The sequence below is a fragment of the Bacillus sp. B2-WWTP-C-10-Post-4 genome (assembly GCF_009183805.1).
Lineage (GTDB): Bacteria > Bacillota > Bacilli > Bacillales > Bacillaceae_G > Bacillus_A > Bacillus_A cereus.
Genome location: NZ_WEII01000054.1, coordinates 14988 through 31539, shown reverse-complemented (window position 1 = coordinate 31539; position 16552 = coordinate 14988). Strand labels below are relative to the sequence as shown.

Below are 16552 nucleotides of genomic sequence, written 5' to 3'. Positions count from 1 at the left end.
GGATATTACAAATACCCATTTATATTAAATTCTCATAGAAATCTTTCAAAACTACTCTTATTGAAGGTTGAGTGGTTATTGAATTGATTTCTATTGCCCCCGTTTTATATCATAGTACCAGCCTTTAATTAACAATTATATCCATTGCGAAAAAATAAGATAGGCTTTAATATTTATCAGTATTTAAATGCTGAAAATTGTTTAAGGCATTTCAACCAAAATTTAAGAGGAGCATACAATGAACAAACTAAAAAGGTTATTGAAACGTAAAACGACTTGGATAATCCTTATCCTATTCGTATTTGTTTATGTGAATAACAGTTCTTTTTTTGCTAAGAGGGACGATGGAACTCCTCTTCTTCTTGCTCACCGAGGACTTTCGCAAACATTTAGCATGGAAGAGATTGAGAGCGATACATGTACAGCAGAACGTATAAATAAACCTGAACATTCTTATTTAGAAAATACAATCCCATCTATGGAAGCGGCATTTAAAGCTGGAGCTGATCTAGTAGAGTTTGATGTTCAACCAACTAAAGATAATAATTTTGTTATTTTTCATGACTGGACGCTTGATTGCCGTACTAATGGTAAAGGCGTTACAAGAGATTTTACAACAAAAGAATTACAAGCACTTGATATTGGTTACGGTTATACAGCTGATGGAGGTAAAACATTCCCGTTTCGTGGTAAAGGAATTAATCTTATGCCAACACTTGATGAAGTACTTAACCATTTTCCAGATCGTTCTTTTCTTATTCATATTAAAAGTGATGATAAAAATGAAGGAATCCAATTGGCTGCTCACCTTAAGAAATTACCAGCGAAACGCCTTGATCAACTAACTATATATGGTGGCGATAAACCAATTGCTGCGATAAAAGAGCGCATCCCTAGTTTACGAACAATGTCAAAAGCGACCATGAAAAAAGATCTTATTACTTATATGGTATTAGGGTGGACTGGCTACATACCTTCAAGCCTGAAGCATGGAGAGTTACATATACCAGACAAAGTAGCTCCTTGGCTTTGGGGATGGCCAAATCGTTTTCTTAATCGAATGGATAAAGCAGATACTCGAGTTATCGTTGTAGGAGGAAATGGGTTTGGATTTTCAAGTGGATTTGACTCATCTGAAGATATAAAACGCCTTCCTGACGATTATACAGGTGGAATTTGGACAAATCAAATTGATAAAGTAGCACCTTTATTTAAGGAATAAGGGAAAATATAACAATCGAAGTTTTTCATCTGTTTAACCATCTATATTTTAAAAGAAGACTTATTATTAATGTTGAAGTTTTATATACTGGAAAATGCCCTTAATTTCCTATACATAATGGAAATCAGGGGTGTTTTTGGATAAGTGGGACGTACTTTATTTATATTCAAACAGAAGTACAAAAACTATCAAAGAATAAACCGCTAGGTGTATAAACTGAGCTGATGCAGATAAGTAAATTTTTCGTTTGGGGGTACCTTCACATCGCTATCAAGCTAAGGTTTTGAAGTACCCCCTAAACGAAAATTTCTTTTCTCTACAGGCAGTTACTTTGAGAAGTTAGCTCATTTTTTTCGTTTTAGGGCGTTTATTTTTCTTAAGCTGATGGGCATGTATGGTGACCCACATAATACAAATAGAAATTAAGAAAATGCCAAAAAAGTTGGCATTTTCTTAATTTCTATTTATCTTTTCACAAAACATTTACCATATTCAACAAAATCACAATCTACATAAAAATAATTATTTCCAGACCAAATTTGAACTCGTTGCTTTGCGCTATCAAAAACATAATTATCATATCCTGGATATGCATCTCTAACCCATACATATTCAGTAGCTGCGCTGACAGGTAATGCGGATGTAACTAAAGCAGTTGCTAAAGCAATCCCTCCTATAGCTTTCTTGATTTTAGATTTCATCATAATTTATATCCCCCTTTATTTTTTGCTATTAAACTTTTAATGTTTAATAGATTACTATCAATATAACACTCTTCTGATAATTGTAAATATTTAGGTAGTTTATAAAAAATATGCAGAATATTACAAATATATATATAATTACCATAAGGTAGTGCCCCTTAATATATAGAGGAGGGCGTTTATGAAATCTACGGGAGCCTATCTACATTAGGAAACTACTATTGATTAAAGGAACAAAGCATATAAAAAGACACTGTATAGTGTCTTTTTATATGTGGATATAGCTCTAAAGAAAATGTAGTGATTAATCAAAGAAACTTGGATGCTTATTAGTTAAACTTAGTATAATTTTAATATACATAAATTTTATTTTCCATTCGTTTCACCTGCATATCAAACTGAATTAAAACAATTTAATCATAATAACATGAAGTGTTCATATAATGGATGTTTTTTATTTTACAAAGAGAACCTGCAAACCTGCAGATTCTCCTGATAATGATTTATGGAGCAAGACCCGAAAATATAATACAATAATTCGAAAATGAGTTCAAGTAAATAAAAAGAACCCGTTGGAGTTCGGGTCCTTTCAGAAGTGATGATGTATTCTCGGCTTGGGAACTGAGAAAAACACAAAAATATAATACATCGAGTTTTAGAGAATTTCAATACTAAATTAGAGTAATTTCGGAGGAGGCTGAAGAATGGAGAATCAATGTGCGGTATTAGTGTAAAGAATTGATGAGCTAATTAAAACAGTTGCGGAACAACAAGAGCAGATCAATAATTTATCGCGTGAAGTAGGAAATTTAAAGACTCATGTGAATTTTCTAGAAGTGCAGGTGAAATAAAGATGAAACTAAATAAACAAGAACAAACAATTGTTGTCGGTCATTTAATCAACAAAGTTATTGGGGGTGGAATTAGTTAAACAACACATTGAGCCACAGAAATTAGAGAAGGCTATAGTTTTACATACAATGCTGTAACACATGGTTTCTTCCATAAATATTTTCCAGAAGATGTAGCTGATTTAGCTGCTGAGATCATAGATAAGAATCCGATTGATATATTATGGGAAAACATAACGATTCAATATACGGCTATTATCAGGGCACAGCAATTAATGTTCGTTAAATATCAAGAAGATACGACGAAAGAACTACGTAAGAATAAAGTTACTGAGAGTGGATTCGAAGAAGAATGGAAAATTCAATTCGGTTGGGACAAACATGCTACTTTTTTAAAGCCCAATCAAGGGTGATGAGCACATTATCTTCTCTTATTAGGGGTACCACCCCATCGCTATCAAGCTAAGAAAATACAACTACCCCCAGAACAAGATTTTGTGCTAATTTGTAATAAAAAAGCTCATTTTTTCGTTTTGGGGATACCTTAAAATTTTAAGTTGATGGGCATGGGATCCCGCCCACATTTTAACGAAAATATACGCTAAGCAAATTCCAACATAAAGCGAGCCGAATTTTCTACTCTTAAGAAAAATTTCGGTTCGTTTTATGGTTTCATGACAAGTTGTTTACTGAACAATAAAGTTCTTTATTGGAACAGGCTACTTTCTTCAACAATCGGGCCAGATTGTTGAAGAAGAAATATAATAAAAATGCTTTTGATTGTTTTATTAAACGAATTAAACCGCAAAAAACAAGAAGAATTCCCCCCCTTTTACTAGTACACTAAATCCTATAAAGGGGGGAGATCATGAACAATAAAGCCATTGGATTATTTCAAGGAATTGCGTTATACATTTCAGCTATTCTAGGATCAGGTGTCCTTTTTTTATCGGGGGTAACGGCCTCAATAGCGGGCCCTGCATCTATTGTATCCTGGTTTATCGTTATTATAATTAGTTTTCCGCTTGCTTATTCCTTTGCTAGTTTGGCACGGATATATCCTGATTCCGGTGGAGCAGCAACCTTTGTTAGAAATTCTTTTGGATATCATCTTGGCAATATCGTTGGGTGGTTTTACTTTGTAACAGCAGCAGTTGGTCAAACGATTGTATCTTTAACTGGTGCTTTTTACGTCAGTCAGGCATTTGGATTTTCGCATTTTGAAACAATTTTAATTGCCGTCTTTATTTTGGTAATTGCAGGTGTTTCCAATTATTACGGCGTAAATGTTAGTGGTAAAGTTGCATTGATTTTAAGTTCCTTATTACTGATTCTTTTAGCGTCAGCTGTATTTGTGGCGTTTCCAAGAATACAATGGGGAAATTTTACTCCCTTTGTTCCAAATGGATGGTTTTCTGTCGGGAACGCTATAACGGTTATCTTTTGGTCATTTTTCGGTTGGGAGGCGATTTGTAATCTGGCTGAGCACTTTAAAAGGCCAGAAAAAGATATTGTCAAAGGAGCAGTTATTAGTGCAGTTGTCATTGGATTATTATTTTTAGCGCTAAGCCTTGTCACTATTGGAACGGCCACGTATGGCAGTCAAGAAAGCAACCTGTCTCCTATTGGTGTTATAATGGGAGATACAGTAGGCGGGGGTGCCAAAGTCGTTACAGCTGTTTTAGCTTTAATTATTTGTACAGGGACAGCGAATGCTTTTGTAGCCAGCCTAACGCAATTAGGATATTCATTAAGCAGAGATGGTGCTTTCCCAAAATTTTTCTCAAGGCTGCATGCAACTACTCAAATTCCAAGACAGATGGTATTGTTTGTTATCTGTTTTTCGGTAGCAGGTGTGTTAGTGACAAAAGCTTTGTCACTAACGTTTGATGATATTTTGTTTATACCGACTTCTCTTGGGATTCTAGTTTATGTTCTTTCAATGGCAGCAGGCGTTAAATTATTTAGGAAGAACACACGGGCATGGTGGGCATCGTTAATCTCTTTCATTTTATGTTTGCTGGTGATTCCATTTTTTCAATTGTATATATTTGTTCCGTTAATTGTCGTGGCTATATATGCGATTTATATGATTTTGAGTAATAAGATTTTCGCCTACAAGGGAGGATTAAATTCTAATGAAGGATCAAAATAACCTTTCCAGAGATACCATGTGGAAAGCAACAGTATCATGTGATTCAGCGTATGACGGGATATTCTTTTACGCAGTCAAGACAACTGGAATTTTCTGCCGGCCTTCTTGCAAGTCTAAGGTTCCTAATTATGAAAATGTATCCTTTTTTTCAAATGCGCACGAAGCTCAAAGGGCAGGCTATCGCCCATGCAAAAGATGCCGATCAGATCTAAATATAAAAATATACGACCCGTTCGAATGCGTTTTGGAAGATACTATGCGATTGATAAAAAATAATTATGTTCAAAACATGTCTTTAAATGAAATTGCATCAAGGGTAGGAGTTAGTCGTTTTCATTTAAATCGGATTTTCAAAGAAAGAACAGGGTATACTCCTCGAATATATTTAGAAAGGATCAGAGTTAAGAAAGCAAAGGAACTTCTCTTGACAACGGTCTTTAATAGTACAGAGATTGGTTATCAAACAGGCTATCAAAGTGTATCTAGCTTTTATAATGCATTTAAAAGAAATACAGGATTTTCACCGAGTCAATTCCGTGCTTTCCATAGTGGAAATACCGTAAACCAAGAACTTGACTGAATTCACGTTCTTTAACAAAAGATAGCATGAATTAACAAGAGTGCTTTGTACTCATCGTATTTTTTGATAAATCATTACTGATTGATTAAAAGTAAACAACTTTGTATTGAACAATAATAAGCCATTTTTTCTCTGTTATAGAATTGTAAGCTTTTTAATTCAATCCTCAACAAACGGGCAGGATTATTGAACAAGTTTTATGAACTTTAGTGGTAGCATCATTAGTGAAATGCTTTATAACAACTAATTAAGGAGGGATAGAATATGAGAAATAACTTTCAAATCGTTGCGTTACAAGAGAAGGAGTTTAATAACCTATTTCTAATGAATGAAGAAGTATTAAAAAGTATCGGGGCAGTCAAAATAATAGCAAATAAAAATCCTGGATATCCTTGCAGGATAAGTTTGAAGGATGCAGAGGTAGGAGAAGAGGTAATTTTACTGAATTACCAATATCATAGTGCTAATTCGCCTTATAAAGCAAGTGGTCCTATATTTATACGAAAGGGAGCAACTACTGCTAAGCTAGATGTAAATGAAATTCCGCATATGTTACATCATAGGTATCTATCTGTACGCGGCTACAATGCTGACTCAATGATTGTAGAAGCAAGGGTTACAGAAGGTGTAAATTTAAGAGAAAATATAGATGAAATTTTTGATAATAAAGAAGTAGAATATATTCACATTCTTAACGCTAAACCAGGATGCTATAACTGCCTTGTTAATAGAGTGTGAAAAAATTGAAAATGCAAACTTCTATTATCCTATAAGGGGTACCACCAATCGCTATCAATCTAATTCAACAAAATCCCCCCTAAAATGAAAAAATACGCTATTCTTTCTGTAGAATCATAGGAAAGGATGGCGTTTTTGTATGTCTATTTCTGTATCTGATGAATTACAACTATTTGCTCAAGAGATTCAAAGTTTTTTATCTCCAAATACCTTACGGGATCTTGCTAGAGATGTTGGTTTCGTACAACGAACCAGTAAATACCAAGCAATAGATTTAGTCGCTTTATGTATATGGATGAGTCAAAATATCGCTACAACCTCTTTAGCCCAGTTATCTAGCTGTTTAGAAGCATCCACAGAAGTACTCATCAGTCCGGAAGGACTGAATCAAAGGTTTAATAAATCAGCCGTTCAATTTTTACAACATATATTAGCTGAACTACTAAACCAAAAATTAGCCTCATCTATGCCGATTTCTTCTCCATATACTTCTAATTTCAAATGTATTCGTATTTTAGATTCAACTTGAGTATGATTTATTAAGTGGACAATTCCTTCATATTCATACAGGACCAGGTAAACAACATGATCGAACCTACGGTTCCCTGTGTGTCCCAACTGTAATAGCGAATGATTTATCTATCTGAGATTTAGGCTATTTTCATTTGAAAGATTTTCAACATTTACAAGATCAAAAGGCTTATTATATCTCACGTATCAAATCGAATACACGTATTTATCAAAAAATCCTATCCTAATTATTTTTAAGATGGAAGACTTAGGGGTAGCATCACATCGCTATCAAGCTAAGAAAATACAACTTCTCCCGGAATGTAAATTTTATCCATTGTTGAATACTGATAAGATGGTTATGTTAACTGAAGGCAATAGATTTATATAAAAAGGATATTGTAATCGACTTAGCTCGTGAAGAGAAAAAATAAAGTATATGATAAAAAACGCAAACCCCTAATCAAAAGAGGCTTGCGTTTTTTTAACTAACGTTTTTCCACTTTTCCTCATTAACCAATAGAAAGCAGACAATTTTTTCGTTTTGGGGTGTTATAAAATCCTTAAGTTGATGGGCATGTATGATGACCACTAACAGGGGTCACTAACAGACCATTTGAAATGAAAAATTACTAAGTAAAAAAACTAGCGGTTTCTAATTGCGTTTCCTCTTTTTTATTTCAAATCAAGATTCTTAACAGTTTTTAAAGTGAATTACATGCATTCAGAGTTAATTGTATGGTTAAAAAGATTGATTAACAGGTTGATATATAGTAGCTAAAGTTTGCACTTCTGATTCTGGAGCTGTAGATAATGGATAATACCCTTTTTTGACCATATATTGCCATACATCGTATGCATGTCTACCACTATTTAAGAATGCATTTTCTAAGAATGTTCTTAAGTTAGGGTTTGCGCATTCTAATACAGAACCAGCATAATTTAAAGCTGCTGACTTTTGATTTAATAAGTATCCAGTTGCAATTGCTCGGTCATTAGGTGGTGCTCCGCTTACATCCGGAGTAACAGGCGGCAATTCTTCAACAGGTGTTCTTAAGTAAGAAGATAGTACAGGTGTTAACTTAGATGGCTGAAATTTTTCAATATTTGGTTCACTTAGACTCTGTACGAATTCAACTTTTAAATTATAATCCTGCACATGTAATGGAAAATGTTGTTGCAATAATTGTTTTAATTCGGGATCTTGTGCCTGCTGAATGTATGTACTCATCGTATTAATTGTATTGTAACAACCAGCAATTAATTCACTTAAATCACGTAATTCATGTGTAGCTAATTGCATATATTATTCCTCCTTTTTCATATCAATTCTATGTTTTACTAAAACAATAGAAATTATGATTAAAACAAAAATAAATTTTTATGAATACATATTTTTCATAAATTTAAATTGATAGTAAAAAATCTTAGATTGATAATGATGTGCTCCTAAGGAAACTTGTAGTCTAAATAATAGCCATTCTCATGCGTTATTGAAGTGATTTATAAATGGGGTCGCACCACACATCCATCAACCTAACAGCACAGGTTGCCCCCAAAACGATAAAAATGAAATTCATTGCTATAAAAGACTCTAATTTTTCGTTTTGAGGGCATTATAAAATTTTAACTTGATGGTGATGGGGTACCGCCAGCATTTCGGAAAAAACCATGCTAAGAGCATGCAAGATTTTATACATTTTTTCGGCTCATTTAGTAACAAAGGAGAACCTGAAAACCGCACCATGATAGAAGTGTATAAAAATATGAATAGGGTATAGAAAAAGGTGAATTCCTCTTGAAAGTAGGGGTTCGCCTTTTTCTTTGCTACCGATAATAGGACGTTATGTTAACTTAACTTGTATACAATATACAAATCAAATTACAAAACATATTAGTTCTTCTAAATGGTACAATAAGGAAAAAAGGGGGTTCTAAATAATGCCTTTAGAAACGACTATTTCTTGCATCATTATTGCAATAATCATTGGTGCACTATTTGGAGGAATTATACGTGTAATTCAGCGTAACAGTAATCAAAAGAAACAAAATCAAGTTGAGCAAAAATTAGATAGGGTTATTCAACTGTTAGAAAAACAAAACAAAGATTGACCTTACCTCCAAACAGAAGTGGTTTGCTATAAAAATCATTAATAGGAGCTAAAACATGAATTTTACAGAGAAAGAAATTAAGAAAACCAAACAAAAAGTGTTAATTATATTATTTTGTATAGCTGGTTTGTTCGTATACGGAGTTTATTGGACATTCTTCAGTATGGATCGACTACCTACAGGTGAAAAGATTGCTGAAAAACAATCTCCTGACGGAACATATACATTTAAAGCTTATGTAACAAATGGCGGAGCAACAACAAGTTTTGCTGTTAGGGGAGAGTTAGTATTTAATCATCGTGAATATTTCAAGACAAAGAATGTGTATTGGAATTACCGAGAAGATACGGAAAAGATTGTATGGAAAGACAATAATACAGTAATCATTAACGGACATACGTTAAATGTTCCTGAGGATACATACGATTTCAGAAACGAATAACTATAGACTTACAGATACATTGACTACCATTAACGAATTTTATGTAAATTAGCCTCTCTTGTAGGAGCTAGTTTTTTCTTAGTGTGGATTTTTTCCAAAATGCTGGCGATATCCCATGCCCATCAACTTAAGAGATTTTAATACCCCCAAGTACCAAAAATCTGTTTCTTTAAAATAAATTTTTATCAATCATGTGCTAATAACCATTGATAAATTAATGAATTTGAATTTTGAAAAACATGAATATTTTGGAGTATATGTTATTGGGCATTAGCACCCTTTACCTGGGTAAAGAGAATGTTATTCATGTATGTAATTCATAACTGCTCGAATGTAACTTTCTAAAGGCTGTTTAGTATCTACAACTAAACACTTATATTCAGAAGGTTTTTTACTATTCTTGATAGTATATTTAAAAGATTCTTCAGACTGTATCTCTTTAATTTGGCTTAGCATTCTATCACGGTTTTTTAATCTGAAATTTATTTCATTACTATCATCTAGGTAACATTCAATATATTTATATTTAACATTATATTTTTTTGATAAATCTGTTCCTTTTTCAACCATTTCTTCATACAAGCAAGGACTATCAAATATTACAGCCTGTCCCTCTGATAAGTGAAATTCAATTAAAGACCAATCAATATTGTATGAAATCTTACCAGCAAGCTTTACATCAATTGGAGCTTCCTCAATGGAAAGTAATAAAGCGGTTTTTACAATATCGTGGTCAATAATAACTGCTCCTGTTCTCTTAGCGATTTTTCGAGCAAGTGTTGACTTACCAGAGCCAGGGAAACCTGACATTTGAACAAAAAACATATAAAACACCCTCTCATGTATTCTCTTTTAACTATCCTTCATCCGTCAGTTTAACCGAGTGAAAATTCCGAATTTTTATTATAGGATTTTAACCAAACCTTATTACAAACGATCAATTTTTATTATACATTAACAAACTTTATTCAAAAGCCTCAAAAACGTTATTCTTTCTAAAGAAGCTAGATTAGAAAGGATGACATTTTCTTATGAATCTCTCGATATAAGATGAACTACAACCATTTGTGGAAGAATTACAACGATATATTACACCTGTATTTTTAGACGAACTCGCAAGAGAAATCGGATTTATAAAGCGAAAACGTAAGTTTTCTGGCTCAGACTTAGCTACGATTTGTATTTGGATCAGTCAACGAGTAGCAAGTGATCCCTTAGTACGATTATGTAGTAGGCTTCATGCAGCCACTGGTACTTTACTCAGCCCTGAGGGCTTAAATAAACGTTTAAACGCTAAAGCAGTTTTGTTTTTAAAACATATTTTTTCTTTACTATTACAACAAAAAGTATGTGAACAAACACAAATCTCTAACCATCTCTTCTCTTATTTTCAACGAATCCGTATCCTAGATGCTACCGTATTTCAGGCGCCAAGTGCTTTAGAGGATGTATATCCAGGCTCTGGAGGCTGTGCTCAAACAGCCGGAATCAAAATTCAATTAGAATATGATCTGCACAGTGGAGAATTTCTTAACTTTCAAGTTGGACCAGGAAAAAATAACGACAAAACATTTGGCACGGAGTGCTTAAATACTTTACGACCAGGAGATTTATGTATTCGTGATTTGGGTTATTTTTCATTGGAAGACTTAGATCAAATGGATCAACGAGGTACATACTATATTTCTCGTTTAAAATTAAATACGAATGTATATGTGAAAAATCCAGCTCCAGAACACTTTAAAAATGGTGCCATTAAGAAACAATCGGAATACATACAAGTCGATATGAAACAGATTTTGAAACAACTACAGCCTGGAGAAACATTTGAATTAAAACATGCTTATATAGGTGATAAACAACAACTATTTGCACGTGTTATTTTTAATCGATTAACAGAAGAGCAACTTCAAAAAAGACGGGCGAAGATTGCGGAAAAAGAAAAATCTAAAAATAGAACGTACTCAGAGAAAAGTAAATTGGTAGCTGGATTAAACGTGTACGTGACGAATATACCTTGGGAATGGGTTCCGATGGAACAGGTACATGAATTATATACTTTACGTTGGCAAATAGAGATTATCTTTAAAACGTGGAAATCACTTTTCAAAATAGACCATTATCGTCATGTAAAACAGGAACGATTAGAGTGCCAATTATATGGAAAGCTAATCGCTATCTTCCTGTGCTCCTCTACTATGTTTAAAATGCGTCAACTTCTTTTAAAAAAGAAGAAAAGAGAATTAAGCGAATATAAAGCGATTGGAATAATTCAAGATCATTTACACCTGTTGTATCAAGCTATACGACAAAGCACCATAGAAATGACAAAGATTCTAATCCGCCTATTCCACCTCCTAGAGAAGAATGGACGGAAATCTCATAGATATGAGAAAAAGACAGTCTTTGATATTATGGGTGTTGTCTATGAGTATAGTAGGCTTGGAAAACAAAAGAAAGCAGCATAATTTTTAAAAATGATACCTATCTAGGTTTATTTGGTATGTTCATTTTTAAGGACACAAAATATTTTAAGTTTTTTTCGTTCATATGAACGAAAGTTAACTTTATTTTCCTTCTTAAGTTGATGGGCATGTGGCGATATCCCCACAAGGCTATTAAAAAAGGGCTGATATGAATATCAAACCCTTTTGATTATGTATGATTATTTCACTGCTTCTTTTAATTCTTTTCCAGCTTTAAAAGCAGATGCCTTTGAAGCGGCGATTTGCATTTCTTCACCAGTTTGTGGGTTACGTCCTGTACGTGCAGATCGTTCACGTACTTCAAATGTACCAAAACCAAGAATTTGTACTTTTTCTCCATTTGCTAGCGCACTTGTTATTGTATCTAAAACAGTTTGTGTTGCTGCAACTGGATCCTTTTGTATAAGTTCCTTTTTTTCTGCTACTACTTTTGTTAATTCTGTCTTATTTATTTTTTGCACCTCTTCATATGTAATTAGGTGACTATTATAATGTGTGTATAATATTATGCATAGAAAAAGTACTAGCAAGAGATAAGGGACAATTTCTGTATGGTAGTAAGAAGAAAAATCTGTTAATGAAACTTCAGGGTTTTAGCTTGATGGGCATAGGTTAGTGTCAAGAAAATGCGGATTTACAGCGTTAAAGAAATTTCAATATTAAAAAGCCTAACTTCTCAATTTAATATGAAGAAATTAGGCTTTTTTCATTTAGTGGTGAAACCCGTTATCACATTTCGTATCATGTGGCATAGGTCCGTCAAGGGAATCCAGAAAGGAAACGGTCTGTTTGAGGTTCCTCAAAAATAAATGTGCAAGATCCATGGAAAATCCATTTCGAACCACAACGCGCATAATCGTCACCGCTTCCATATCTGGAGGCAATGGGTAGGCAGGTACTTGCCAGCCGAACACACGCAATTGTCGAGATAAATCATAAAGATTCCAATTTGATGTGTAACCTTCTTTTAGTCGCCAAGCGAAAACCGGAATATCCGAACCATCGGACAAAAGTTCGAACGGTTCCATCTTCTGAATGGCTTTGCTAAGAAAAAGAGCGACTTTCTGGGAAGCCCTTTGTACATCATAGTACCCACTTTTTCCTAAACGCAGGTAATTGTAATATTGTAGGAGCACTTGTGCACCAGGACGAGAGAAATTCAGGGCAAAGGTCGGCATGTTCCCGCCTAAATAGGAGACACGGAAGATTAGATCCTCAGGGAGATCTTCAGCTTCCCGCCAAATTATCCAACCCAATCCAGGATAGACTAATCCATATTTATGTCCGGATACATTGATGGACTTCACCCTCGGTAATTGAAAATCCCAGACTAAATCTGGTTGAAGAAACGGTGCTATAAATCCTCCCGAAGCTGCATCCACATGCATGGGAATGTCAAGACCCGTCCTCGCCTGTAAATCATCCAACGCTTTCGCAATTGCGGCAACCGGTTCGTAAAGACCGGTATAAGTTTCACCGAGAATCGGTACCACACCAATCGTATTTTCATCCACGGCTGCGAGGACTCCCTGAGGATCCAATTGGGGATGTTCAGGGCTAATCTTCACATAGCGTGGTTCAACCTCCCAATAATTCGCGAATTTTTCCCAAACGACCTGAACAGCCGAACTAAACACAATATTGGGACGATCCACTGGCTTCCCTTCGTTTTTACGTGCATTTTGCCAGCGTCGCTTTAAAGCAAGTCCACCGAGCATACATGCTTCCGACGATCCAGTTGTTGAAACGCCCATAGTCGTAAGGGGGCTGGGCGAATGCCAGAGGTTGGCTAAGATGCGGACACACCGCTCCTCAATTTCAGCTGTCTGTGGATATTCGTCCTTGTCAATCATGTTCTTGTTGAATGATTTTGCATATAATTGCTCTGCGGCAGGCTCCATCCATGTGCTTACGAATGTTGCAAGATTCAGGCGGGCGTTTCCATCAAGAGCAATTTCATCATGGACGATTTGATACGCTGTTTCTGGTAACATACCTTTATCAGGAATATGAAAGCGCGGAACGACGGATTCTCCTTCGCGGGCAAACAGAGGATTTACAGAAAATTCGTGAGGCAGCTCTTTTTGCATGTGACGCGGTAGAGATTGTGAATTATCTGCCATAATCTCTTTTCTTTCATATGCATCCTTTTGAACTTCTGCTTTTCGATCCTGTGGCATACAAGTCCCCCCTTAATTAATTTTTTAACAAACATATTATTTACAAAAACTCATTTGTTAAAACAAGGAACAATTCTATTGAATGACTCACCATACTCCCTACTTTAGCTTGGTTTTCGCAACTTCAGTAAGTGTGGGGCAATAGAACGTTGAAGATTTTACGGTTGCAACGTTTTTCTGCAACCAACCTCATATCCTCAGTTTTCGAAGAGCAATCTGTACAAGTAAATGATAGCAAACATGTTGGCCTATGCCAACTGACATGAATCTCCCACGTACTCACTTCGCGTTCCTTAAGGAAGGAGTCTTCTTGGCTAAAATGATAAATTATAAAAATATAGGTATAGGTAAATAGAGAAGAATATATCATTCTTTAAGAATGATATATATTGAAAGTTAATTAACTATAAGAAAAAGAATTTCATATTACAACTAAATATAATTAATTTACTTTACCTATGTGATGAAAAGAACAGTTGTAGAAAAATTAAACAATCATTTGTTAAAACATTTTTAGTTATGAATTAATGTGTGGATTATAGAGTTTTTTAGTTTTCTATTTAATAAATCTCTCATTTAATATATAAATTTTATACAACAATGAAAAAAGCATCTGCTATGGATACTTCCTCTAAAAATTTATCTCTACAAGTTCCTCTTAAGGATTTTTCTTCCTGAAAAGTAATTAACTTTTAAACTTTTTCTAATATTCGAAACCACTATTTGTAATCCAATCCATATTTTATTGATACCAATGTAGTTACAGGTATGTTAAAATTCACTTGAAACATTGCTTTTGGGAATACAATTGCTATCATAAACGCAATTTATTTTCTACAAACTGATTGGGTTTTAACCCAAATCGCGGTTTTATTCCGCAGTCCTTAATAAATTGTTAAGGACCTTTTTTATTTGTCTTTTAGCTGCGAAAAAATAAAATTTTCATAATGGGGGTACTTCATAACTTTATTTTGATAGCGATCTGACGAGACTCCTTTTTATATGAATATAACAATAACATAGTTGATTTTTATTCATATAAAAACAAAAAAAGAAGAGGGATATCTCCCTCTCCACCAACAAAATCAAACATATTTACAATTAAGGAAGGGCATACATTCATCAAGTGATGAAAGGAACAATAATAGTTCACATAGTGAATTATAACATAAAACAACTCCTGTTAATAGGTAATATTACCATTAATGGAATTTTTGTGACAAAATTGTTAAATATCTTAATATTAAAAGGCTTTATATGTATGTAAATGGAATGTGGCTAGTGTAGGGATAAAATATAAGGGGGATATATATGATGTTTAACAAAAAACAAAAATTAGTAACAACGGTAACAGCTTTAACATTAGGATGTGGATTTACTTTCGGATTAACACCAGCCTTTGCAGATTCTACTAAGGTTTCCACAAACAATACTCCTGTTCATTCTATTCAAAACCAAGAACAAGAACCTTTTACTGGATATGTCATTTCAATAGATAACAATTATTTAGTGGTTGCTGCTACTTCTACAAAAGATGAAGCACTTACTTATCAATATGATTGGTGGGATCTAGTTTCCCAGAACAAAATTTTAAGAGTTCCTGTTTCAGATAGTGAAAACTACACATTAGGTGAAAAATTAAACGTATATGCAGTTGGGTGGACTGCATCATTACCACCAATTGCTGTTATGCCTACAATCGAAAAATTAACCCAATAGGTAATAGTGCTTACAATAATAAAGGGCATCGTTCTAATTAGAATGGTGCCCTTTATTTAATAACAATTCAAACGTGATCACTCAAATCTATTATATTTGAAAATTGCAGTGTCAACTCATATAAAAAGCATTGGTACATATGACAGCACTATTTGACGGGGTACTTTGTGTTATTTCTTAATCATTTCACGTTTGAATTTCAACGCAAACTTATAGGAATTCTTAGCAAATAAATGAATACTATCCGTAATATCCATGAAGAATTCGTCGATAGAATATTGGTAAAAATCCTCAATAGGAACGTACTGCAAAGCTAGCTTTGTTATGTAATCAGAGCATTTAATGTATGTTCCCATAATCAGATTTACAACAAGAATGTCTTTTCTGCGAGGAATCTCGTATAATCGGGCCATCTTCTTTACATTCAATGCTTGTAATGGTGGAGTGGCAGCTAGAACGATTGAACCGTTTCTATTTACATCACCGACTACTGCCAATTTTATATACATAGGATTTTACCCCATTTTGATGCAACTTACAGAAGCGTAAAAGCTACGTAAATCAACACAGAAGAGGATTCTATTCGGTAAGATAGAATAGTCATACACTGTTATTCCTCCCTAATTAAAAAAGAACGTTCGCTCTTATTTAATAAGAACATACATTCTTTTATGAAGAGTTTTTGTTTAAAAATAATTTTTTGCATAAAGAAAAGATACTCTTATGTGAGTTTCTTTCAGATATTCTGCTTGTGGGAGTAGCAATTCTACCATCAATCAGCAATAAGAGGGCATAGATATATATGAGGTAGCACCAACAAAACGCGAATTTCGTACGTTATCAAGAACAGAGT

At 34.1% G+C, this 16552-nt stretch carries 13 protein-coding genes and 3 pseudogenes; 10 read left to right on the top strand and 6 right to left on the bottom strand.

Annotated features, from left to right (window positions below):
- Positions 1–238: 238 nt before the first annotated feature.
- Complete coding sequence (locus GBN78_RS19515) at positions 239–1222, top strand: glycerophosphodiester phosphodiesterase family protein (RefSeq protein ID WP_152127624.1); 984 nt, start codon at positions 239–241, stop codon at positions 1220–1222.
- A 464-nt stretch (positions 1223–1686) separates the two neighbouring features.
- Here GBN78_RS19515 and GBN78_RS19510 read toward each other — a convergent pair whose 3' ends face one another.
- On the bottom strand, positions 1687–1926 hold the full coding sequence (locus GBN78_RS19510) for a hypothetical protein (protein WP_000978065.1): 240 nt from the start codon (positions 1924–1926) through the stop codon (positions 1687–1689).
- Between the two features lie 976 nt (positions 1927–2902).
- Between GBN78_RS19510 and GBN78_RS19505 the strand changes: the two are divergent.
- The 5 genes and pseudogenes from GBN78_RS19505 to GBN78_RS19485 form a co-directional block, all read left to right on the top strand.
- Positions 2903–3213 (top strand): annotated as a pseudogene (locus GBN78_RS19505) (phage terminase small subunit); the annotation flags it as partial.
- Between the two features lie 432 nt (positions 3214–3645).
- On the top strand, positions 3646–4932 hold the full coding sequence (locus GBN78_RS19500) for an APC family permease (protein ID WP_001060118.1): 1287 nt from the start codon (positions 3646–3648) through the stop codon (positions 4930–4932).
- A complete protein-coding gene (locus GBN78_RS19495) occupies positions 4916–5512 on the top strand; it encodes a bifunctional transcriptional activator/DNA repair enzyme AdaA (RefSeq protein ID WP_000654819.1) in 597 nt (198 codons plus the stop codon). The genes GBN78_RS19500 and GBN78_RS19495 overlap by 17 nt, the downstream gene beginning before the upstream one ends.
- Positions 5513–5776: 264 nt before the next feature.
- Entirely contained in the window at positions 5777–6250 is a 474-nt protein-coding gene (locus GBN78_RS19490) for a DUF1203 domain-containing protein (RefSeq protein WP_152127623.1), read from the top strand.
- A gap of 139 nt (positions 6251–6389) precedes the next feature.
- Positions 6390–6996: pseudogene (locus tag GBN78_RS19485) on the top strand (transposase); the annotation flags it as partial.
- A gap of 506 nt (positions 6997–7502) precedes the next feature.
- Here GBN78_RS19485 and GBN78_RS19480 read toward each other — a convergent pair.
- Positions 7503–8063: a spore coat protein gene (locus GBN78_RS19480; RefSeq protein WP_001175194.1), complete on the bottom strand. Its 561-nt coding sequence runs from the start codon at positions 8061–8063 to the stop codon at positions 7503–7505.
- A 638-nt stretch (positions 8064–8701) separates the two neighbouring features.
- Between GBN78_RS19480 and GBN78_RS19475 the strand changes: the two genes are divergently transcribed.
- On the top strand, positions 8702–8872 hold the full coding sequence (locus tag GBN78_RS19475) for a DUF4083 family protein (RefSeq protein WP_130067908.1): 171 nt from the start codon (positions 8702–8704) through the stop codon (positions 8870–8872).
- Positions 8873–8927: 55 nt separating this feature from the next.
- Complete coding sequence (locus GBN78_RS19470; protein WP_152127622.1) at positions 8928–9314, top strand: DUF5412 domain-containing protein; 387 nt, start codon at positions 8928–8930, stop codon at positions 9312–9314.
- Positions 9315–9614: 300 nt separating this feature from the next.
- On the opposite strand, the gene GBN78_RS19465 is transcribed toward GBN78_RS19470, so the two are convergent.
- Positions 9615–10139, bottom strand: a complete 525-nt coding sequence (locus GBN78_RS19465) for a P-loop nucleotide/nucleoside kinase family protein (RefSeq protein ID WP_086391776.1) — start codon at positions 10137–10139, stop codon at positions 9615–9617.
- 242 nt (positions 10140–10381) lie between these two features.
- Between GBN78_RS19465 and GBN78_RS19460 the strand changes: the two genes are divergently transcribed.
- The gene (locus tag GBN78_RS19460) at positions 10382–11782 is read left to right on the top strand and encodes an IS4 family transposase (protein WP_226798487.1); all 1401 of its coding nucleotides are present in this window, start codon (positions 10382–10384) and stop codon (positions 11780–11782) included.
- A 197-nt stretch (positions 11783–11979) separates the two neighbouring features.
- On the opposite strand, the gene GBN78_RS19455 is transcribed toward GBN78_RS19460, so the two are convergent.
- Positions 11980–12252 carry an HU family DNA-binding protein gene (locus GBN78_RS19455; protein ID WP_130067920.1) on the bottom strand — a complete coding sequence of 91 codons (273 nt, stop codon included), beginning with the start codon at positions 12250–12252 and terminating at the stop codon, positions 11980–11982.
- A 258-nt stretch (positions 12253–12510) separates the two neighbouring features.
- On the bottom strand, positions 12511–13980 hold the full coding sequence (gad, locus tag GBN78_RS19450; RefSeq protein ID WP_152127621.1) for a glutamate decarboxylase: 1470 nt from the start codon (positions 13978–13980) through the stop codon (positions 12511–12513).
- A 1314-nt stretch (positions 13981–15294) separates the two neighbouring features.
- Between gad and GBN78_RS19445 the strand changes: the two genes are divergently transcribed.
- Complete coding sequence (locus GBN78_RS19445; protein ID WP_152127620.1) at positions 15295–15699, top strand: DUF3221 domain-containing protein; 405 nt, start codon at positions 15295–15297, stop codon at positions 15697–15699.
- A gap of 182 nt (positions 15700–15881) precedes the next feature.
- On the opposite strand, the pseudogene GBN78_RS19440 reads toward GBN78_RS19445, so the two are convergent.
- A pseudogene (locus tag GBN78_RS19440) lies at positions 15882–16307 on the bottom strand (Y-family DNA polymerase); the annotation flags it as partial.
- Positions 16308–16552 lie beyond the last annotated feature (245 nt).